Here is a 24,882-nt window from a genome sequence, read left to right as displayed (position 1 = left end):
CAACAATGACAGGCTCCACTCCAGCATCGGCACGGTCCCGCCCGCCGAGTTCGAGTCCGCCTACTACGCCGCCCTCAACCGAGAGCTGCACCCCGTATAGGAGCGGCAGAAAACCTGGGGTGATTCAGCGTCGCAGACAACCGCGCCAACAACACCACCAACGCCGCATGCACCACCATGAACGGCGTCGCACCAGAGGCCCGGCTCACCTCGGCGACCCGAGCAGCGACGTCGGCCGGAATCGAGAAGCCGACCCTCGCGCCCGCGTACGACGCCACGGCCGGCCTCGACCGGTCTGCCGGTAGCTCCAGCACATCCGGGATACCCGTCAAGGTGTCCCGCCAGAACGCCAGCTGGCGACCCAGCACCGAATCTGGATCGTCAGGCGCACCCAGCACCTCATGCTGCCAAATGGCGAAGTCGGCGAACTGCACCGGCAATGGCGCAAACTCCGGGACCTGACCGGCACTCCGGGCCGAGTAAGCCGCCAGCACGTCGCTCATCAACGGCAACATCGACTCACCGTCAACGCCGATATGGTGAGCCACCATCGCGAAAAGGAAGCCTTCGTGTTCAGGGTGTATCACGACCCGGATCGGCCACTGCGTGGCCACATCGAATCCTGCGGCCACTGCTGCGCGGAACTCCGCCGCCGAGGGCGCGTCGATCCACGGGAGCTCCGCATCGACACCAGCTTCCGACGCGATCAACTGGCACGGCACGCCGTCAACATCGGGGAAGCTCGTCCGCAGCACCTCGTGTCGGCGAATCACGTCGGCGACAGCGGTCCGCAAAGCGTTCACGTCGAGTTCGCCGGTGATCCTCAGCACCGCGGGGATGTTGTACGTCGGCGATGACGGGTCGAACCTGTTGATGAACCAGATCCGCTGCTGTGCGAACGAGAGCGGCACCAGTTCCGGACGCGGCACCACCGCGGTCACTGGCGGCAAGGCGGGAGCCTGGCCAGCGGCCACGACAGCAAGTTCACGGACCGACGGCGCATCGAAAAGGTCCCGGATCGACAACTCGACGCCCAGAGCTTCACCGGCCCGGGCAACCACCCGCATCGCACTCAGCGAGTTGCCGCCGGCGTCGAAGAACGATTCGGTGACACTGACCTGATCGGCACCGAGCACCTCGGCGAACACGGCGGCCACGGCGCGCTCGGTCTCCGACTCCGCTGCCACATGGTCGCCGGTACCGTCGAACACCGGCGAGGGCAGCGCCTTACGGTCCAGCTTTCCGTTCGCAGTCAACGGCAGCCGATCCACCACCATCACCAGATCCGGCACCATGTACCGCGGAACTCGCGCCCCCGCGTCCGCGCGCACCATCTGAGCGTCCAGCATGATGCCGTGATCAGCGACGACATAGCCGATCAGGAGATCGCCCCTGGCCGTATCGGCGACCACCGAGGCCGCCGCGCCGGTCACCCCGTCGGCGGACAGCAGCGCAGCCTCGACCTCCCCATACTCGATACGGAATCCGCGCAACTGCACCTGGCCGTCGGCACGACCCATGTACTCGATGTCCTCGCCGACCCAGCGCGCCAGGTCACCGGTACGGTACAGACGTGAGCCGTCCACCGCGAACGGATTCGCTACGAAGCGCGTCGACGAGAGCGCCGGTCGGTCCAGATAGCCCTGCGCCAGCTGCGCACCGGCCACATACATCTCTCCGACCACCCCGGCGGGAACCTGCCGCATCCGGTCATCAAGAATTCGAATCGCCAGCGAACCCAACGCACGACCGATGAACGACGGATCATCCGCCGACACCGCGGACCGATCGATCGGCCGGAAGCTGACATGCACCGTCGTCTCGGTGATGCCGTACATGTTCACCAGTTGCGCGGGGTCGTCAGGGTTCTCACTGAACCAGCGGCGCACCTGATCGAACCCGAGTTCCTCACCACCGAATACGACATAGCGCAACGCCAGATCGACGTCCGGACGGCGTCGGCGTGCGTCGATGAGCTGATAGAACGCCGACGGCGTCAGATTCAGGAACGACACCCGCTCGTCCTCGAGCACGCTCAGGAAGGCATCGAAATCACGCGCCAGTTCCCTATCGACCACCAGCAGCCGAGCACCGGACAACAGCGGTCCCCATAGTTCCCACACCGAGAAGTCGAAGGCGTAGGAGTGGAACATCGTCCAAACGTCATCCGTACGGAAGTCGAAGTCGGCAGTCGCGGCGCTCATCAGCGCGCGCACATCAGCGTGCGTGATCTCGACGCCCTTGGGGAGCCCCGTCGAACCCGACGTGTAGATCACATACGCCCGGGATGCCGGCGACACCGTCATCGCGGTGAAACCGGCACGATTGCCCTCGGTCACCAGTGCATCGGCATCCAGAACCCGCACCGCGCCACCGACACCGGACCACAGATCATGGCCCTGCGTGGACGCATCGGCGAGGATCACCGACACCCCCGCGTCGGCGATGATGAAGTGCAATCGGCCCACCGGGTTGGTGGTGTCCAGCGGTAGATACGCCGCGCCCGCCTTCAACACACCGACGATCGACGCCACCAGATTCACCGACCGCGCCGTAGCCAGACCCACCAGATCCCCAGGCCGCACACCGGCAGCGACCAGTCCGGCAGCCACCGCATCCGACGCCGCGTCGAGCTCGGCGTAGGAGAGCGACCCACCGCCGGCGGATACCGCCACCGACGCACCGTGCTCCCGCACCGATCCGGCGAAAGCCTCCACCAACGAACGCCCCGCCGCAGCGGGCACCACCGGCGCTGGCAGCCGAGCCAACCGCGCGCGCTCGGCGTCATTCAGCAGGTCGACGCCGCCGATCGGCAGCGTCGGATCAGCAGTGAGCGCATCCAGCGCCGACACCAGCAGTGTCGCGAACTGCTCGATCGTAGCCTCGTCGAACAGATCGGTCGCGTAGCGCAGCACGCCGTGCCATTCACGGCCGGCTTCGATGCCGACTCCGATGTGCAGGTCGTACTGCGTCGGCAGTTCCTCAGAGGTGATCGGCTCCACCCGCAGGTCACCGAGATCGACGGCCGGGGTTTCGACTCCCCCGCCCTGGTTCACCGTCAGCACCACCTGTGCCAGCGGCTGGAATACCTCGCTGCGCACCGGATTCACCGCCTCGACCACCGACTCGAACGGTGCGTCGGCATGTGCGAACGCGTCCAGATCGACGGTGCGGACCACGTCCAAGAACTCGGTGAACGGCAATCCAGAGCGCGTCTTGGTCCGCAGCACCAGCGTGTTGACGAACATGCCCACCAGCGGATCGAGCACCGCATCACCGCGGCCGGCGATCGGCGTCGCCACACTGACGTCGTCCGTCGTGCCCAGCCGCGCGAGGAGCGCCGCCAGCCCGGCATGGAGCACCATGAACGGCGTCACGCCGTGCTCGCGCGCCAGCGTCAACACCCGCTCACCGACTTCTTCTGGGATGCCGAACTCCAGCTGCTTGCCGCGACCGCTCGCCACGGCCGGCCGAGACCGGTCGGACGGCAGCTCCAGCACGTCCGGCGCCCCGGCGAGCTGACCTCGCCAGTACTCGAGTTGACGCCCGACTACCGATTCGGGGTCGGACTGAGAACCCAGCACCTCGTGCTGCCAGATCGCGAAATCGGCGAACTGGATCGTCAGCGCCGGATAGTCCGGCGCGTGGCCCGCGGCTCGCGCGGTATAGGCCGCAAGCAGATCACTGACCAGCGGGATCCGCGATTCGCCGTCGAAGGCGATGTGATGCGTCACCAAGGCGACCACGAACTCGCCTGGAACCGACTCCCACACCCTCGCCCGGAGCGGCCATTCGCGCGCCAAGTCGAAACCGGTCGCCACGGCGGACTCGATCTCCGCCTGCGACGACACCACTGCCCAATCGAGGCGGCCGGGAACTGAAGCCGCCTCACCGATCTCCTGGTACGCGACACCGCTGTCGGACGGGAACGTCGTCCGCAGCACTTCGTGCCGCACGACGACATCGACGATCGCTGCGCGCAGCGCGGCGACGTCGAGTTCGCCGCTCACCCTCAGCACGGTCGGCTGGTTGTAACCGGCGGACGCCGGATCAAGCCGATTGATGAACCACAACCGCTGCTGCGCAAACGAGAGCGGAATCCGATCCGGCCGCGGCACGACCGCGGTGACCGGCGACAACGCCGCATCCTTACCTGCCGAGACTGCCGCAAGGTCACGTACCGACGGAGCTTCGAATAGATCCCGGATCGATAGCTCCACACCAAGTGCGTTCCCGGCCCGGGCCACCACCCGCATCGCGCTCAGCGAGTTGCCGCCGATATCGAAGAACGACTCCGTCACGCTGACTCGCTCCACACCCAGCACCTCAGCGAACACCGCAGCAAGCGCCACTTCAGCCTCACCGACAGGTGCGATGTACTCGGTCTCCGTGCCAGTCAGGTCTGGCGCAGGCAACGCACGACGATCCAGCTTGCCAGCCGAGTTCAGCGTCACCTCGTCGAGCAGCATCCACACGCTTGGCCGCATGTACTCCGGCAGCGCGCCGGACACATGAGTCTTCAGCGCCTCGAGGTCGACCGATGCGGGCGACACATACCCGACCAGGAACTCGCCACCGGCCGGTGCCGTCGCAACCGTCGCCGCAGCATGAACCACACCCTGCCCGCCGGCGACCACCGACTCGATCTCACCGAGCTCGATCCGCTGCCCCCGCAGCTTCACCTGGAAGTCGGTACGTCCGAGGTACTCGAGCGATCCATCGGCCAAGCGCCGGACCAGATCGCCGGTGCGGTACAAACGGGCACCATGGACGACGGGAGGAACCGGCGCAACCGGTGCAGTCGACGCAACGGGAGCTAGCGGCGCGAGGGGCGCCAACGGCTCCAGGGGAGGAAGAGGAGCAGCCGGTGTGGCTGGACCTGTCGGAACCGCCGACGCGACAGGAGGGACCGGAGGCGCTGGCGGAACCGTAGGCACTGGCGGGACGGGTGGTACCGACAGGACCGTTGCGACCGGTGCCACGAACGGGTCTGCAACAAAGCGTTCCGCAGTCAATCCTGGCCGACCGGCGTATCCGCGCGCGATTTGCACTCCACCCAAGTACAATTCACCCGGAACCCCGTCCGGAACCAGCTCCATTCGGTCGTCGAGGACGAGCATGGACGTGTTCGCGACCGGCGTACCGATCGTCACCAACGCCGGAGCATCCGAAACATCGGCCCAGCCCACCTCGACCGCAGCCTCGGTCGGACCGAACAGATTATGGATCTCCACACTCGGCCACACCTCGCGCGCGGCCGCCACCGTCGCGGGGGCAAGAGCCTCACCAGATGCGAACAACCACTTCAACGAAGTCAGCGACCGTAACCGATCTCGATCGACCACATCCAGGAACACCGATAGCATCGACGGAACAAAATGCACACTCGTCGCGTGAGTCTCGGCAATCAGATCCGCGATGTACCCCGGATCCCGGTGCCCATCCGGACTCGCGACGACCGTCGTCGCACCCGACATCACCGGGCCATACAACTCCGGAACCGACACATCGAAGGTGTACGGCGTCTTCAGAATCACCCGATCCCCAGCAGACCACGGGAATGCATCCAGTCCCCACCGCAGACGGTTCAGCACCGACGCGTGCGACACCGTCACGCCCTTCGGCACACCCGTCGACCCCGAGGTGAACAACGTATACAAAGCACTCGCGCCGCGCACCGGAGCCAACCGATCCGCATCGGTCACCGGCGAAACCGACAGATCCACCTCACCCGAGGCGTCGACTTCGACCACCCGCACACCAGACAGACCCGACACCGGTTCTGGCACCACACCGGCAGCCACCAATACGATGTCACCGGCCGCAGTCTCCAGCATCACTCGCGCACGCTCGGCCGGCGTATCCATATCAACCGGCACATACTGTCCACCGGCAGCGGTCACCGCATGAATCGCGATAAGCAGTTCCACACTTCGATCGATACACACACCGACCGCCACATCCGGACCCACACCGGCAGCGATCAATTCACGCGCCAATGTCGCCACCCGGGCACCGAACTCGGCGTACGAAACCTCACGCCCCTCGAACAGCAACGCCGGAGCATCCGGCGTCAAATCCACCTGCGCCGAAACCGCATCCGAAACCGAGACTGCGGCAACCTCCGCTCCACCCCGAGCCTGCCGAATGGTCACCGGCCCGGTCCCCGCCGCTAGCGCCGCAGCACGCTCATCACCGATCAGCACCGGCACATCACCCACCGCAACAGCCGGATCAGCAGTCAACGCATCAAGCAACACCACGAAGCGATCAGCAAACACCTGCGCCGACGACACATCGAACAAATCCTCGGCATATACCAAAGAGCCGACCCACGGTCCATCCACGGACGCGGATACCAAAACACCGAGATCCACCTGGGCCGGTACTTTGTCGGAGGACATCACCTCGAACTCGAGGCCAGCGAGCACTGTCTCGGCGTCGGCTGCCGGGACCACCGAGTTGAACGAGAACATCACCTGCGCGAGTGGGGCGAACGCCTCGCTGCGCACTGGGTCAACGGCGTCCACGACAGCTTCAAACGGAACGTCCGCATGAGCGAATGCGTCCGCATCCGTCTCTCGAACCAGCTTCAGCAGATTCTCGAAACTCAGACCTGACTCAACTCGGGTCCGCAACACTAGCGTGTTCACGAACATCCCGACGAGGCTGTCGAGTTCTGCTTGACCCCGGCCGGCGACCGGTGTCGCGATCGCGATGTCCTCCGTCGCTGACAACCTCGCCAGCAACGCACTCAGGGCCGCGTGAACCACCATGAACGGCGTCATCCCGAACTGTTTGGCGAGGTCTCCGATACGGTCAGAGACGTCAGCCCGAATCTGGAACTGGATCATTGCACCGCGGTGACTTGCCCGCGCCGGGCGCGTTCGATCACCTGGCAACTCCAGCACGTCAGGAAGACCCTCGAGCTGATCAGCCCAGTACTCGAGCTGCCTCCCGACTACCGATTCCGCGTCGTCTGGCGAACCCAAGGCCGTGTGTTGCCAGATCGCATAGTCGGCGAATTGCACCGGCAGTGACTCGAATTCGGGGATTCGCCCGTCGACCCGAGCCGCAAAGGCGGTGAGCAGATCTGCGATCATTGGCAATCGCGATTCGCCGTCGAAGGCGACGTGGTGCGTCACGATCGCGATAACGTGTTCCTCGGCAGAGCCAGTCCACACCCGAACCCGAATCGGCCACTCCCGCACCAGATCGAAGCCTGCCATTACCTCCGCCTGGAGGTCATCAAGTGAAGGTGAGTTCGCCCAATCAAGCGCAGCGGCGACAGACGCGGCGCTACCGATCGACTGGAACGGCGTACCATCCACTTCCGGGAATGATGTCCGGAGCACTTCGTGCCGTACCACCAGGTCGACCAACGCAGCCCGCAAAGCCGCAAGATCGAGTGCTCCGGTGACCTTCAAAACGGTCGGCTGATTGTAGACCGGCGACGCCGGATCGAGGCGGTTGATGAACCACATCCGCTGCTGCGCGAACGACAACGGAATCCGCTCCGGACGCGGCACCACCGCCGTCACCGGCGGCAGCGCTGCGGCGTGATCAACGGATGTCGCAACGAGGTCACGCACCGTTGGCGCGTCGAATACATCTCTCACCGACACCCGGACGCCCAGCGCTTCCGAGACTCGGGCGACCAAACGCATCGCACTGAGCGAATTGCCGCCCGCATCGAAGAATGACTTCGTCACGGACACTCGGTCCACGCCCAGCACATTCGCAAACACCTCGGCGACCCGGGCTTCACTCGCCCCTGCCGGAGCCTCGTACTCGGTCGTTGTGATGAAGTCCGGAGCCGGCAGTGACCTCCGATCGACCTTTCCAGCCGAGTTGAGTTCGATCCGGTCGACGAGACCCCATCCGGTGGGCACCATATACTCGGGCAACGACCTGCCGATGGCACGCTTAATCTCATCGATGTCCGCCGTGGCCGGAGCGACGTAGGCGACCAGGTTCTCCCGGCCATCGGGGTCGGTGTCAACGAACGCCTTGGCATGAGTTACACCGGGCGAGTTCGCTAGCGCTGCCTCGATCTCGCCCAGCTCGATCCGCAGGCCCCGCAACTTGATCTGGAAATCGGTGCGGCCGAGGAATTCCAATTCCCCACTGTAGTTCCATCGCACCAAATCACCGGTTCGGTATAGGCGTGACCCCGTGGCATCAAACGGACTGGCGATGAAGCGGGTCGCCGTCAGGCCCGCCATAGCCGCATACCCCCTGCCCACCGGTACGCCGCCGATGTACAACTCGCCCGGGACACCCATCGGCACCAGCTGCAGGCGGTCGTCGAGGACGTACAGTTCCGCTCCCGGAATAGGAGTACCGATCGGCACGGTGAGGTGATCGCTCTCAGACATCCGGTGGCGAGACACCGTCGCAGAAGTCTCAGTCGGTCCGTACGCATTCACGACTCCCACGCCTGCGCGCAGGAACGGCAAGAGGACGGCGGGCTGAGCCGCCTCGCCACCCACGACGATCAGCCGAAGTGTGTGAAGTACGTGATGGGTGTCCGCTTCGACGATCACGCCGAGAGCCGAAGGCGCGACGTTCATGGCCGTCGGCGAACGGTCAGCGACGGCGGCAACGATCTGGCTAGGGTCGAACACCGCGTCGGCGAGGTGCACTGCGGCGCCCGACGACAGCGGAGCCCAGATGTTCCTCTGCGTAAGATCGAAACTGGGAGACGAGGCCACGAACATGCTGTCGCTCTCGGAAAACCCGAGCTCGCTCCGGTACCAGCGCACAGTGTTCTCGACGCCGTCCATTGCAACCATGGTCGGCTTCGGTCTGCCCGTCGAGCCCGACGTGGTAATCACGTAGCCCAGGCGCGACCCAAGACCCTTCGAAACCGGAGACCACCCAGCGATCACGTCGACGACCTCGTCATCGATCGCGACCACCGGTACCGTTCCGACCGCTGCTGCCCAGCCATCACCGTCAGCCCAGCCCGGACGCGTGACGACGGCGACGACCGAGGCATCCTCAAGCAGCGCTTCCAGTCGTCCGACCGGACCCTGCGGGTCCACCGGCGCATAGGCTGCGCCCACTCTCCAGACGGCAAGCATCGCCGCGACCCAGTGCACCGACCGATCAAGGACCAGAGCGACGACGTCATCAACACCTATCCCTGATGCGACGAGACGTACTGCAAGCGCATCCGCACGGCCGATCAGTTCGCGATAGGTGTACGCCGCACTGCTGTCCGTTACTGCAACCGAATCCGGAGTCGCCAGAGCGCAAGCGTCGATCATCTCGACGATCGACCGGCCATCGGCCGGCAGCGCCGGCGTCGTGGACGCTGCCAGCAGTGCGGCACGCTCACGATCCCCGGTCAGTGCAACGCTCCCAACTGCCTTCGTCGTGACTTCGGTCAACCCGCCGAGTAGCCGGACGAACCGTTCAGCAAGGTCCTGAACGACCGACTCATCGAACAGATCTGTCCGATACGTGACCGAAGCTGCCCAATCCTGGCCTGCCGCACCCGACGCTACGGAAAAGGACAGATCCATGCGCGCCGGGACCACCGGAGGAGCGATTGGCTCGGCAGACAATCCAGCAACAGCGACATCGGTCTTTGCCAGGGAAGCCGCCGCATCGAAGGACAAGAGGACCTGCGCGAGCGGCGAGAAGGCCTCGCTGCGAACCGGATCCAGAGCATCGACTACCGACTCGAACGGAACGTCAGCGTGAACGAAGGCTTTCAGATCGACTTCCCGGACTTGCTCGAGAAATTCCGCGAATGTCGTTGACGAGTCTACCGGGATACGCAGTACCAGCGTATTCACGAACATGCCCACCAAATGGTCGAGAACCTCCGAACCGCGGCCTGCGGTCGGAGTCGCAATCACGATGTCATTCGTCGCTGAAAGGCGAGCCAACAACACCGCCAAGCCCGCGTGCACCACCATGAACGGAGTCACTCCCGCGTCCCGAGTAAGCGCGACTATCTGCTCAGTAGTCGACGCTGGGATCGTGAAGTGGACCAGCGCACCGTCGCGTGAAGCTACGGCGGGGCGCGGCCGCGATGCAGGTAATTCTAGAACGTCGGGAATGCCGGCGAGGTGGTCGCGCCAGTAGGCCAGTTGACGCCCGATAACTGAATCCGGCTGATCCGGAGAACCCAGCACCGCGTGCTGCCACAACGCATAGTCCGCAAACTGCACCGGTAACGGGGCAAACACCGGCACCTCACCGGCCGCCCGCGCAACATACGCGGTCAGCACATCGGTGACCAACGGCAGCATCGACTCACCATCAGCACCGATATGGTGCGCCACCACCGCAAACAGAATCGCGCCTTCTTGACGGCAGATCACCGCACGAATCGGCCACGCCACCGCCAGATCGAAACCTGCCGCTACCGCCGCCTCGAACGCCTCCACCGAATCGACGTCACGCCACGCCAGGTCCGCTTCTACCGACGACTCGGGAGCGATCAGCTGAACCGGGACGCCATCGACATCGGGGAAACTCGTCCGCAACACCTCGTGCCGACGCACCACATCAGCCACCGACGCCCGCAACGCCTCTACATTCACCTCACCGGACAGTCGCAACACCGCCGGCATGTTGTACGTCGGCGCCTCCGGCTCCAAACGATTGATAAACCACATCCGCTGCTGCGCAAACGACAACGGAATCATCTCCGGACGCGGCACCACCGCCCTCACCGGCGGCAACGCCGGCGCCCGATCAACCACTGCCGCCACAAGCTCGCGCACAGACGGCGCATCGAACACATCCCGCACCGAGAACTCGACTCCGAGCACATCCCCGGCCCGCGCCGCAAGCCGCATCGCCGACAGCGAGTTACCGCCCATATCGAAGAACGACGCGGCTACGCTCACCCGTTCAACACCCAGAATATCGGCGAACACGACCGCCACCGCAGACTCTGCCTCACCGGACGGCGCGACGTGCTCGGCTTCCAGCACCCCGAATTCCGGCGCCGGCAACAACCTGCGGTCGATCTTGCCTGCTGTATTCAAGGCGATATCGTCAACGACCATCCACACCGAGGGCACCATGTACCCCGGTAGCGCCGCCACCGCCGACGCCTTCACCGCCTCCAAATCCAGGGTCTCCCCCGGACCGGCACACACATACCCGACCAAATGCTCGCCGCCGTCCGGGGAAGGCGCGACGGTCACCGCCGTCAACACCACACCCGGTGCAGCCGCCAAGACCGCCTCGATCTCGCCCAGCTCGATCCGCTGACCCCGCAACTTCACCTGGAAATCCGTACGGCCCAAGTACTCCAGCGCCCCATCCGACAGCCACCGAACCAGATCACCGGTCCGGTAGAGCCGAGCACCCGGCTCCCCATACGGATCGGCGATGAACCGCTCGGCAGTCAGATCCGCGCGCGTGGCATAGCCGCGCGCCAATTGCACACCACCTAGGTAAAGCTCACCCGGAATCCCCGCCGGCACCCGCTGCAGACGCGCATCGAGCACCACCGCCGACGAATTCCACACCGGCACACCGATCGGCACCGTCGGATCATCGGCATGAACCTCTCCGATCGACTGGTAGGTGATCTCCACCGCCGCCTCGGTAGGACCGTACAAGTTGTAGAACAGCGCCTCCGGCCACACCGCACGTGTCGACGACGCCACCGCAGGCGGCAATGCCTCGCCCGTCGTCGACACGATCCGCACCGACCGCAACGCTTCCAGCTGCGACGGCGGCACCACATCCAGGAACGCCGACAGGATCGACGGCACGAAGTGCACCATCGTCGCACCTGTACGGGCGATTTCCGAAGCCACGTACACCGGCTCCAGGTGCCCACCCTGCTTCAGCACGACCAGCCTCGCACCCACCATCAATGGAGCGAACAATTCCGGCACCGAGCAGTCGAACGTGTACGGGGTCTTCTGCACCACAACATCGGTGCCATCGATCGGCAACTCGTTCAGACCCCACCACAGACGATTCAGCACCGCGTGGTGCGTCAGCGTCACACCTTTCGGTCGGCCGGTCGACCCCGAGGTGAACAGCGTGTACACCGCCGCGTCGCGGCGCAACGGTGTCAGCCGGTCGGCGTCGGTCACCCGCGCCGCACGCGGTGCCGCATGGTCGACGTCGATGCCGGCGTCCACTTCGATCGACTCGATTCCGGTGCATGCCGCGGCGGCCACCGCACCCGCCGCGACCGTACGATCAGAGATCAGCAGCAGCTTGGCCTGCGAGGTGTGCAGCATGTACTCCGCACGGTCAGCGGGAGTGTCGAGATCGATCGGAACGTACTGGCCGCCCGCGGTGATCACCGCGTGTACCGCGACCATCATCTCCACCGACCTCGGCAGGCATAGCGCCACCGAGGTCTCTGGGCCCACGCCCGCGTCGATCAAGGATCGGGCGAGCAGGTTGACCTGCGCGGCGAACTCACCGTAGGTGACCTCTCGGTCTCCGGCCACCAGTGCCACTGCCATCGGCGTCCGCTGTGCCTGATCGGCCATCGCGTCGGCGACTGTCACGGCTTCCGGCACCTGATGCAGGGGCCCGCGTTCGAGTACCGCGATGGCACCGCTGTCATCGGGGCCGAGTAGCTGGACCTCGTCAACGGGAACGTCGGGATGTCCGGCGGTGAACCGCAGGATCTGCGTGAGAACCCGGCTGAACTCGGCGACCTGCGCCTCGTCGAACACCGACGGCAGGTATTTCAGGCGGAGCATCAGCTGGTCGCCGATCTCCGCGCTGACCAAGGTGAGTGGGAAATGAGTTGCGTCGCGGCCGGACACTCCCTGCAGGGCGAGGTCGCCCAGCGGAGCCTCGACGATGGAGTCGGTGTCGACGGGATACGACTCGTGAATTGCCAGCGTGTCGAAGTCGAGCGCATGGCGCGACGCCGAAGCGATCACCGGCAGACCCACCGTCTGGTGATCGAGCAGCCGCGCCTTGTCCCGGTACAGCGTCTCGAGGGCGTCCGAGAACGACGCCGAAGGATCGAGGTCGACGACCACCGGAATGGTATTGATGAACAGTCCGACCATGGTTTCCACACCAGGCACGTCCGCGGGCCGTCCGGCGACCGTCTCGCCGAAGGTGACCACCTGGCGGCCGGTTACCCGAGAGAGCAACAGCCCCCATGCGCCCTGCAGGAGGATCGCCAGCGTGACCCCCGCCTTGCGAGCGAAGTCGGATAGCTGTCGGGTGAGCTCTGGATCGAGCAGAACCTTATGGTCCTGCGGCACCGAATCGGTCTTGGCAAGCGCTGTTCCCCCGAGACGCGTGGGACCGTCGACCGGGGCCAGTACCTCTGCCCACGCTTCGAGCGCCTGCCGTAGATCTGCCGCAGCCACCGTGCGCGCATGGTCACCGAAGTCGTACTCGTGCGCCGGTGTCATGGGGTTCCCCGTCGCATAGAGCGCGAGGAGGTCGGCCAGCACCAGCGGCCCGGACCAGCCGTCGAATAGTATGTGGTGGTTGGTGACCACCACATCAGTGCCGAAGTCGTGGTCGACCACCGCGGCCCGGATCAGCGGTGGTGCGGCGAGATCGAAGGCCTGGACCCGTTCGGAATCCATCATCGCCTGGACCCGTTCGGCGACCTCGTCTTCGGCCACTCCGTGCAGGTTGATCACCCGGATCGGGCTCTTCACCCGGTCCGGGACCACAGCGACCACCGCGCCACTCTCGCACTGAACATACGCCGAGCGGAGCACACTGTGGTGCTGCATCAGCGACGTGAATGCCTCGTCGAGTTTCGCGAGGTCGAGCTCTCCGGAAAACTGCAGCCGTGCCTGCGTGAGGTAGACGTCGATCTCATCGGCGCCAACGACACGCGCCTGGTAGTACATGCCTGCTTGTAGCGGGGTGAGCGGCCAGACCGCCGCGCCCGGATACGCCGCCGCGAGGTCATCGAGATCGGCCTGGGTCACCCCCGTGCCCGGCACGTCTGACGGCGATAAACCCACATCTCCGAGATCAGCCGCGGCGGCCGCCGCCTCGACCTCGGCGGTCCAGCGTCCGGCGATGTCCCGCACGTACGCCGACGAGATCACCGCCTCGGAGAAGCGGACACTGGCGACGATCACCGGCCCGTCGGCGCCGGCGACGGTACTGGCGTTGATCGCCAACACGCCGGTCTCGGCCATTTTGCCGGCACCACCGGGCAAGCTCGGACCGGATGCGGGCAGCAGCAGATCGTCTACCGCCGCGGCCTCGGCAGAGAAGGCGTCGACGGATACACCGCGGCCACCGAGGTAGTTGAAGGCGACTGAGGGCAACGGCCGCCGACTGAGTTCGGTGTCGCCGCCGTAGCGGAGCAACCCGAATCCGATTCCATGGAGGGGCTGACCGATCCGGGCTTCCTTGGCTGCCTTCACCGCGTGGACGATGTCGTCGGCTGGGTCGATCAGCATCGGAGCGATGGTGGTGAACCAGCCGACCGTCCGCGACAGATCACTGCGCCGCGGATCCGACCCGGACTCCAGCACGTCCTCGTAGCGACCGTGGCCCTCGCTCATCACGGTGACCGGCTCGGTATCCTCGATGCCGACGTCGCGCTGCCACGAGCGAATCGCCCGGGCGAGTCCGGCGAGCAGCACATCCGTCAGCGTTCCGCCGAAAGCTTGCGGCAGGTCACCGAGCAGCCGTTCGGTGAGGACTGTCGGGATCTGGTGCGTCAGCGACGTCGATGCTCCGATCAGCGTCTCGCGCACCGGTTCTTCGCTGAACCTGGTGGGCTGCTCGGGTGACTGTTGCAGCCAGTAGTCCAGTTCGCCTGCATGCTCCTCACGCCTTGCGTCGAGGGCAGCGAACCAAGCGCGTTCGGAAGTCGCCTCGGCCCGCAACGAGATCGGCTGCCCGGCCGCGACCTGGGCGGCCGCCGTCGCGAGGTCTTCGATGAGGATCGACCAGGAGACCGCGTCCACTGCCAGGTGATGAACGACGAGGACGAGACGTTTCGGGCCGTCGGCGAAGCGGACCAGCACCGCCTGCACCTGCCGTGCCGCAGCGGGGTCGAGTCGCCCTTCGGCATGAGCATAGGCGTCGAGGATCTGGGCGCTGTAGTCCGCGGAGTCAGCTGCGATATCGGCGTCACGCTCGGTGAGCGCCGTCTCGGCGTCGAACGGTTCGCCCGCGACCAGCGTCCATCGCTCCTCGGTCCGACTCAGTCGCGCGCTGAGCATCGGATGGGCGGCGACGACGGCCGCCAGGATCTCCCGTACCTGAGCGGTGTCGAGGCCGGCGGGGACCGCGAAAAGGTTGGCTTGGTTGAAATCGGCGAACGCGGCAGGATCCCCCGACGACGATTCGACCATCCACTGCGCGATGGGCGGGAGCGACGCCTTCCCGGTACCGCCGCCACTCGACTCCGCCAGTGCGGGCACCGCGTCGGCATCGGCTTCCACGCCACGGAGGATCTCCCGGACAGTCTTGTACTGGAAGACGTCCCGCGGTGAGACGGGCAGGCCGGCTGCCTTGGCTGCCGACGAGACCTGAATGGACATGATCGAATCACCGCCGAGCGCGAAGAACGACTCGGTGACGCTGAGCTGTTCCACGCCAAGCAAGCCACCGATGATCGCGGCCAGGGTGCGTTCCCCGTCGGTCTCCGGCGCGACGTACGCGCCCCGGGCGGAGCCCGCGTCCGGGCTGGGCAACGCCGTGCGGTCGAGCTTGCCGGCCGGCGTCAGCGGGATCTCGTCGATGGCGAACAGTTGAGACGGGATCATGTGGGCGGCGAGCCGGTCGGCGATGTGCGCGGCGACGGAGTCGACGTCGACGCTCGCCCCCGGCCGGGAAACCAGATAGGCGACCAACTGGGTGTGCTTGCGCCCGCCCTGCTCCACGTCATGTCCGACGACGACGGCCTGCGCGACGCCGGACTGTTCCTCGAGTACGGATTCGATCTCACCGAGTTCGACTCGCTGACCGTTGATCTTGACCTGATGATCGGCCCGGCCGGCGAACTCCAGGTCGCCCTTGACCACACGAACCAGGTCGCCGGTGGCATACATACGGTCGCCCGGGGCGCCGAAGGGGTCCGCGACGAAGCTGGTCGCGGTCAGCGCCGCGCGGCCGAGGTAGCCTCGCGCCAGTCCCGCGGCTGACAGATAGAGTTCGCCCACCACACCGGTCGGCACCTCATGCAGACGCGGATCGAGCACGTATGCGCGGAATCCGATCACGGCGCGGCCGATGGTGATCGGCTTGCGCGGCATCATGCGCGCGCGCGTCGCCCAGACCGTCGTCTCCGACGGACCGTAGAAGTTCCAGAGACGGCGTCCCCGCGCCGCCCACCGCTCGACGAGTTCCGGTGGGCACGCCTCACCGGCGGTCGCGAGGTTCCGCACCGACTCACCCCGCTCTGGGGCCAGTGTGGCCAGCACCGACGGCGTGATCACGAGGTCGGTCACCTCGTCGCGTTCGAGCACGGCGTCGAGCGCGGGCCCGGCGTAGTCGGCGTGCGGTGCGATGACGAGGGTGTGCCCGGCCGTGATCGCCCAGGCCATCTCGAAGAACGACGCATCGAAGCTCGGAGATGCCACGTGCAACACCCGGGTGTCGGGGTCGTCCTCGCGGGCTCCGGTGACCTTGCGGTAGTTCGCGACGAGGTCGGCGATCCCTGCGTTCGACACCCCTACACCCTTGGGACGCCCCGTCGAACCGGACGTGTAGATCAGATAGGCCAGGCTCGCCAGCCGCACCGAACCAGTGCGCTCGACATCCGCGATCGGCGCACCGGAGTCGGCTTCGGCCTCCAGCGCGGCCGCCTCGATCCAGGTGCAGCGGGTGTCGCCGAGGCGCTCGCGCGTATCCGCCAGGGTGATCCCGAACTCGACCGCCGAGTCGTCGAGCATGTGGGCGATGCGCTCGTCCGGATAGGCGGGGTCGATCGACAGGTAGGCAGCACCGGACTTGACGACGCCCCACACCGCGATCACCGAGTCGATCGACCGCTCCATACCCACCGCGACGACGTCGTCGGGCCGGACGCCGCGGGCGAGCAATGCCCGCGCGATCCGGTTGGTGCGGGCCTCGAACTCGCCGTAGGAGACCTCGACACCGTCGCAGATCAGTGCGGGATGGTCCTCGTCGAGATCCCGGGTGGCGAGGAAGTCGAGCAGCGTTCCCGCTTCGACGCTCCTCCCGTGGATCGTACGGCCTCGCGAGGTACCTTCTTCAAACACTAATTTCCCTTCGTGCGGCACCGCGCCACTGACCTAATCGCCGCGCGATCACCGAGTGTTACCTCGCCGAACGCGTCTCCACGCAGCGCTCACGGACTCCCAACGCAACCATCAACGATACTGTGGCGCACGGCGCACAGGCAGTCAGTCGAACGGAGGCTTCACCTGTCGGAGCGGTCACTCCGATCCCTCCACGACGATCTCGAGGTGGTCCTCGACGATCCGCCCGCACTCCGACGCGCGATACATCCTCGTGCCCGGTTCGCCGCACGGATCGGCCACGAAGCGCGCGGCTGTCTCTGCGGCTGCACCGAGGTAGCCCCGCGCGAGGCCGCTCCCGGCGAAGGCGAGCGCGCCGGTCTCGCCTGCACGGACCGCAGTCGCGTGCTCGCCGAGTACGCGCACCGCGACCCCGTCGACCGGCCGGCCGGCGGTGATCGGTGCGCGGCCGGTCACCCGGGACCGGGTCACAGAGCCCATCATCCCCGCGTCGTCGTACGCGGTGAAGAGACGGCGTCCGCGGGCCTGCCACTGCACGACGACCTCGTCCGGACACGACGCCGCGACCAGGATGAGGTTACGGACGTATTCGGCGCTGTCCGGATCGACGGAGTCCAAGTCCCCGGGCGTGACCATCAGATCGGTCACCTCGCCGGCATCGAGGATCTCGCCGAGGTCGCCGCCCGATTCGCTGCCGGGCGCGACGATCACCAGGGTGTGCCCCATCGTGACGGCCCAGGCGGTCTCAGCGAAGGCGCGATCGGTGCCCGGCTTCGCGAGGTGCAGGATGCGCGTGTCCGGATCGTCGTCGAGCGTCCCGGTGACCTTCCCGAAGGCGGCGACGAGGCCGGCCGCTCCCGATTGCGGCATGGCCACCGGGCCGGCGCGCTCGCCGGACTGCGCCGGCCCCACGACGTAGGCCAGGTTCGCCACCCGCACCGGACAGCCGCGTTCCGCATCGCTGATCGGCGCCGCCGAGTCGGCTTCCGCCGCCAACTCGGCGAGATCGAGCCACTCCCGGCCCTGGAGTCCCGGGGCGTCGGCATCCTCGGCACGGCTCACCGCGAGAGCCACCGACGAGCCGTCGAGCAGGACCGCAAGTTGTCCCGCAGACCCGTCCGGATCGATCGCCGCGTACGCGGCACCCGCCTTGACAACGCCCCACATCGCGACCACCGAGTCGATCGACCGTCGCAGGCCCAGAACGACCACGTCGTCCGGGGTCACGCCCCGCCCGAGCAGTGCCCGGGCGACCCGATCGGTGCGGGCCTCGAACTCGTCGTAGTCGATCTCCTCGTCGCCGCAAATCAGGGCCGGGTGGTATCCGTCCAGTTCGCGCCGGGACAGGAGCTCGATCAGCGTGCCCTCCTCGACGTGCCCTCCGGTGCTCCCCGCCGCCACACGCGGCTCCGGAGCGCGGTCCTGGGCCCGGGGCCCGAGGATGTCGATGTCGCCGATGGCGACGCGCTGATCGGCCACCATCGCCGCGAGAATCCGCTGGTACACCTCGGCGAATCCCTCGACGGTGCGCTTGACGTACAGCGCCGCCGAGTACAGGAATCCGACTGACATCGGGGTCGCCGCGGTCTTGGCCGCCGCGACCACCATCAGGTCGAACTTGGCTTCGTGGCCGCCCACCTCGACCGGTTCGGCCTGGATATCGCCCACCGACACCGCGTCGTCGTGCGCGGGCTGCTCGGCGAAGGTGAACGCGATCTGGGCCAGCGGCGAGTAGGCGGTCGAGCGCCGGGGCGCCAGCACCTCGACCAGCTCGTCGAACTGGACGTCGGCGTTGGCGAACGCGTCGAGCACGTCCTTGCGCACCGCCCGGAGCAGATCGTCGACCGAGTGGCCCGGTGCGGCGTCAGCGCGCAGGACCAGCGTGTTGACGAACATGCCGACCAGATCGTCGAGGGCGGCGCTGGTCCGGCCGGCGGTTGGTGCCGCGACCACGGCGTCCGACGTGGCGGCCAGTCGGGCGATCAGCACCACGAGCGCCGCATAGGTGACCATGAACGGCGTCACCCGATACGCCCGGCACAGTTCGTCGATCCCGAGAGCGAGTTCGTCGTCCACGACCAGGGTCACCAGGTCACCGCGGCTGTCGAAGACGTCGGGCCGCGGCCGGTCCATCGGCAGGTCGGTGACCTCGGGGAGACCGCGCAGCTTCTCGCGCCAGTACGCCGTCTGGCGGCCCAGCGGGGTCTCGGGGTCCGACGCGTCGCCCAGCACATCGTGCTCCCAGATCGCGAAGTCGGCGTACTGCACGGCGAGCTGCGGCTGTGCAGGCGCCGCCGGGTCCACCCGGTGGGCGTAGGCGGCGAGCACGTCGCGCAGCAGGACGGGAGTGGACTCTCCGTCGAAGGCGATGTGGTGCGCCACGATCGCCAGTTCGACGACGCCGTCGTCGCCGCGCCGGATCCGTCCGCGGACCGGAAGGTCCGTCGAGACGTCGAACCCGGTGGTCGCCGCGGAGATCAGGTCGTCGAGCGAACCGGCCTCGGCCCAGTCGAAGCGCTCGAGCGCCGCGTCCACCGCGAGGATCTCCTGGCGGGGAGTGGCGCCCTGCGCCGGATAGATCGTCCGCAGCACCTCGTGGCGGTCGAGTGCGTCGCGGATCGCGGCGGTCAGCGCCTGGACGTCGACGTCTCCGCTCAGCCGGACGGCCATCGGGACGTTGTACGTCGCCGAGGACGGATCGACCTGGTTCAGGTACCACATGCGCAACTGCGCGCGGGTCAGCGGAATGAGGCCGGGACGCGGCTCTTGCGCGGTCACCGGCGGCAGGGCTGCGGGGCGGTCGGCGACCGCGGCGACGAGTTCCCGCACCGACGGCGCGTCGAACACATCCCGCACCGACACCTGCACGCCCAACACGTCAGCCACCCGCGCGACCAGCCGCATCGCCGCCAGCGAATTGCCGCCCAGGTCGAAGAACGACGCGGTCACCGACACCCGCTCCACACCGAGCAGGTCCGCGAACACCGCCGCCACCGACTCCTCGGCCGCGGTGGCCGGGGCCATGTACTCCACGGCCTCGAACTCGGGCTCGGGCAGGGCCCGGCGATCCACCTTGCCCGCGGTGTTGAGCGGCATCTCGTCGAGGGCGACCCAGACCGTGGGCACCATGTACCCGGGCAGGCGCCGGGCGAGTTCACCGGCCACGGCGCCGGTGTCCACCGACGCCGGTGCCACGTAGCCCACCAGCTGATCTCCGGCGGGGCCCGCGGCCACCCGTGCGGCCGCGTGGACGACGCCCTCGGCCGCGGCGATCGCGGACTCGACCTCGCCGAGCTCCAGGCGCTGCCCCCGCAGTTTGACTTGAAAGTCCGTGCGGCCCAGGTAATCCAGGGCACCGGAGCTGGTGCGGCGCGCCAGGTCACCCGTGCGATAGAGGCGCGCACCGGGAGCGCTGAACGGGTCCGCCACGAATCGTTCCGCGGTCAGATCCGGCCGCTCGGCGTAGCCGCGCGCCGACTGGACACCACCCAGGTACAGTTCGCCCGCCACCCCAACGGGCACCAGCTGCAGACGGCTGTCCAGAATCAGCGCCGTCGTGTTCGCCATCGGTGCGCCGATCGGCACCGTCTCGCCCACCACATCGAGTACCGCCGACATGGAGTACACGGCAGCCTCCGTCGGTCCGAACAGATTCACCAGCTTCGCGTGCGGCACTCGTCGCCGGAAGTCCCTCGCCACGGCCGGCGGCAACGCCTCGCCGCCGGAGAAGAGCACCCGCAGGCCCGGCAACAATTCCGCATCGTCGACGACGTCCAGGAACGCCGACAGCAGCGACGGCACGAACTGCGCGACCGAGACCTCAGCGTCGTTGATCACCTCGGCCAGATACCGCGGATCACGCTCACCGCCGACGTCGGCGATCACCATCGTCTGTCCCGCGACCAGCGGCCAGAACAGCTCCAGCACGGAGGCGTCGAAGGTGTGCGGAGTCTTGAACAGCAGACGCTGCGCGCCGGCGGGCACCGTCTCGTCGAACCACGCCACGAAGTTGCGCACCGCGCCGTGCGACACGGTCACGCCCTTCGGCAGGCCGGTCGATCCCGAGGTGAACAGCGTGTACGCGGCATCGGACGACCGCAGCGGGCGCTGCCGCTCGGCCGGATCCAGGGGCCGCGCCCCGACGGGCAGGTCCCCCGAGGCGTCCACCTCGATCACCGGTACCGCCAGTTCTGAGACGAACTCGGGAAGCTCAGCACCCGCGCGCACCAGGACCAGCCGCACACCGGCCGTCGCGGCCGCATAGGTGGCGCGGTCGACCGGCGAGTCGACGGCGATCGGCACGTACTGCCCACCCGCGGCGAGGATCGCGTGCACCGCGATGACCAATTCGGCGCTTCGGTCCATCACCAGGCCCACCGCATCGTCGGATGCCACGCCCGCGGCGATCAGGCGACGGGCGAGGTCACCGACCCGACAGCCGAACTCCGCGTACGAGATCTCGCGGCCGCCGGTCACCAGCGCCACCGCGTCCGGCACCAGCGCCGCACTGGCTGCCACCGCATCGGCGATCGTCTCGTCCAGCACCGGCCGCACCGGCCCCACCGACTCGCGGACCAGCGCCGCCCGGTCGCCGGCCGCCAGCAACGGCAGGTCGCCGACCGCCGTCGTAGGCGCCGCGAGCGCCGCACCGAGAACCCGGACGAACTGCTCGCCCATCCGCTCGATCCGGGACCGCTCGAACAGATCCGTGGCGAAGGTGAGCTTGCCGATCCACTCCTCCGAATCGGTGAGCAGCGTGAGATCCAAGTCCAGCTGCGCGGGGATCTCCGTGATGTCGACCGGAGACACGTCGAGTCCCCCGACCGACACGGTGTCACTCGCCGACAACGGATCCACCGACAGAATCACCTGGACAAGTGGTGAGAACGCCTCGGACCGGACCGGATTGAGCGCATCGACGATCGACTCGAAAGGCACTTCGCTGTGTTCGAAGGCGGTGAGGTCGGTGTCGCGCACCGTCGCGAGCAGCGCCTCGAAGGAGGCCGCCGGATCGATGCGGGTCCGGAGCACGAGCGTGTTGGCGAACATGCCGACGAGCCCGTCCAGTTGGCGTTGCCCGCGACCCGCGATCGGCGTGCCGAGCACGACGTCGTCGGTGGCCGCAAGCCGGGCGAGCAGGAGGGCGAACACCGCATGCAGCACCATGAACCGCGTGACACCGTGATCCGCCGCGTAGGCGTCCAGGCGTTGTGACACCTCGCCGGGAATGGCGAACCGGACCACGTCGCCGGCATGAGAGGCCACCGGCGGCCGGACATGATCGGTCGGCAGTTCCAGCACGTCGGGCACACCTGCGAGGTGCTGCCGCCAGAAGTTCAACTGCCGGCCGAGCACCGATTCCGTGTCCGCCGGGTCGCCCAGCACCCGATGCTGCCACAGGGCGAAGTCGGCGAACTGCACCGGCAGCGGGAGGAAGACCGGAACCTCACCGCGTGCTCGTGCGGCGAACGCGGTGACGAAGTCGGCCACCAAGGGCCCGAAGGACTGTCCGTCGTAGCCGATGTGATGCGCGACGATCCCGAACAGCGCCTCGCGGTCGTTCACACGCAGCACACGCGCGCGCAGCGGCCACTGCACTCCGACGTGGAAGCCGCGGCGCATGGCGGCCTCGAACTCGGTGGGATCGTCGAGTTCGGCCCAATCCAGCCGGGTCGCCACCTCGGCGGCCGGGCTCACGCTCTGATACGGCTCCCCGTCCACGCTGGGGAACGTGGTGCGGAGCACCTCATGACGCTCGACGACGTCCGCCAGCGCCGCCCGGAGCGCGCCGAGATCCAGTTCGCCGGTCAACCGCAACACGGCCGGGATGTTGTAGGTCGGCAGTTCCGGCTCGAGCTGATTGATGAACCACATGCGATGCTGAGCGAAGGAGAGCGGTATGCGCTCCGGACGCGGCACCACCGGCGCGACCGGTGCGAGTGCCGGTCGACGGCCGGCGACGGCCACGACGAGTGCGCGCACCGTGGCGGCGTCGAAGACGTCCCGCACCGACACCGCGACCCCGAGCACGTCGCTCACCCGGGCCGCCACCCGCGTGGCGGCCAGCGAATTGCCGCCGAGGTCGAAGAACGATTCGCTCACCGACACCCGGTCGACGCCCAGAATCCCCGCGAACACGTCGGCGACCAGTCGCTCGGCCTCGGACTCCGGTGCCACGTACTCGAGCGCCGGCGCCTCCGGTCGGGGCAGTTGCCGGCGAGCGACCTTGCCCGCGGCGTTCAGCGGCAGCTCGGGCAGCGTGACCCAGCGACTCGGCCGCATGTACTCGGGCAGCTTGGCCGCCATCGCGGCGTCGAGCGCGGCCGGGTCGACGGACTCCGGGGCGACGTAACCGACGAGCTGAGCACCCGCTGGAAAGTCGACGACCGCGGCGGCGGCGTTCACCACTCCGGGCGCCGACAGGATCACGGCTTCGACCTCGCCCAGCTCCATCCGCTGGCCACGGAGCTTCACCTGGAAGTCCGTGCGGCCGAGATACTCGAGTTCACCGCCCGAGCTCCACCGAACGAGATCCCCGGTGCGGTAGAGGCGATCGCCCGGGGCCGCGAACGGATCGGCGACAAAGCGCTCGGCGGTGAGATCGGGCCGGTCGGCATAGGCCCGGGCGAGTTGCACGCCGCCCAGGTACAGCTCGCCGGGCACACCCGCGGGCACCCATTGCAGCCTGCTGTCGAGAACGTAGGCGCTGGTTCGCGGGACCGGAACACCGATGGGAATCGTGGAATCGGAGGCGACGACGTGGTGCGCCGTGACGTCGACCGCGGCCTCGGTCGGACCGTACAGATTATGGAGAGCAGCGCCCGGCAGCACGTCGATCAGCCTCCGGGCGACCGGGGCGGTGAGCGCCTCTCCCGACGTGAACACGAGCCGCAGCGACCGCAGCGCGCCCAGTTCCGCGCCGAGGACATCAGTGAAGGCGGCCAGCATCGAGGGCACGAAGTGCACTACCGTGACCCGCTCACGCTGGATCAGGTCCGCGAGGTAATCCGGTTCGCCGTGCCGATCGGGTTCCGCGATCACCAGGGTCGCCCCGACGACGGCTGGGAGGAACAGCTCCCACACCGACACGTCGAAAGTGGCCGGAGTCTTCTGCACGAAGACGTCGGACGCGCCGATCGCATACCAGTCCCGCATCCAGGCGAGCCGATTCGCGATGGCGCGGTGCGAGACGGTCACACCTTTGGGCTGTCCGGTCGACCCGGAAGTGAACAACGTGTAGGCCGCGTGCTCGGGCCGCAGGGGACCGTTCCGGTCCGCGTCGGTGACCAGCGCGACGTCCAGGTCCACCGCGCCGTCAGCATCGACTTCCCCGAACTGGACGCCCTCACCGAGCCCCCGGATCGCCGGCGGCAGTTCGCCCGCGCGCACGAGCACGAGGGTCGCCCCCGCCGTCGACACCATGTACGCGGCACGCTCGGCGGGTGCCTCGGGATCCACCGGGACGTAGGCTCCGCCCGCGGCGATGATCGCGTGCAAGGCGACAAGCAACTCGACCGAACGCGGCATCACCACCGCGACGGGGACGTCCGGGCCGACGCCCCGATCGATCAGCTCGCGCGCCAGCACCGCGACTCGAGCAGCGAACTCCCGGCGCGGTACTCGCCGTTCCCCGAAGACGAGTGCCGTCGAATCGTCAATCGCCGCGAGATCGATCAGATCGGGCACTCTCGTCCTCCACCACTACGGATACCGAAAC

1 protein-coding gene and 1 pseudogene are annotated in these 24,882 nt (G+C 67.4%); both read right to left on the bottom strand.

Translation table 11 applies throughout. The annotated features are described in order from the left end of the window. Nucleotides 1-74: 74 nt before the first annotated feature. Nucleotides 75-17,186, bottom strand: a complete 17,112-nt coding sequence (locus ACSEEN_RS15895) for a non-ribosomal peptide synthetase (protein WP_440713700.1) — start codon at nucleotides 17,184-17,186, stop codon at nucleotides 75-77. A gap of 156 nt (nucleotides 17,187-17,342) precedes the next feature. After that, nucleotides 17,343-24,851 (bottom strand): annotated as a pseudogene (locus tag ACSEEN_RS15890) (amino acid adenylation domain-containing protein); the annotation flags it as partial. Between the last annotated feature and the right edge of the window lie 31 nt (nucleotides 24,852-24,882).

This window comes from Gordonia marina (genome assembly GCF_052036135.1).
Lineage (GTDB): Bacteria > Actinomycetota > Actinomycetes > Mycobacteriales > Mycobacteriaceae > Gordonia.
This window is presented reverse-complemented; position numbering and strand designations above follow the sequence as displayed.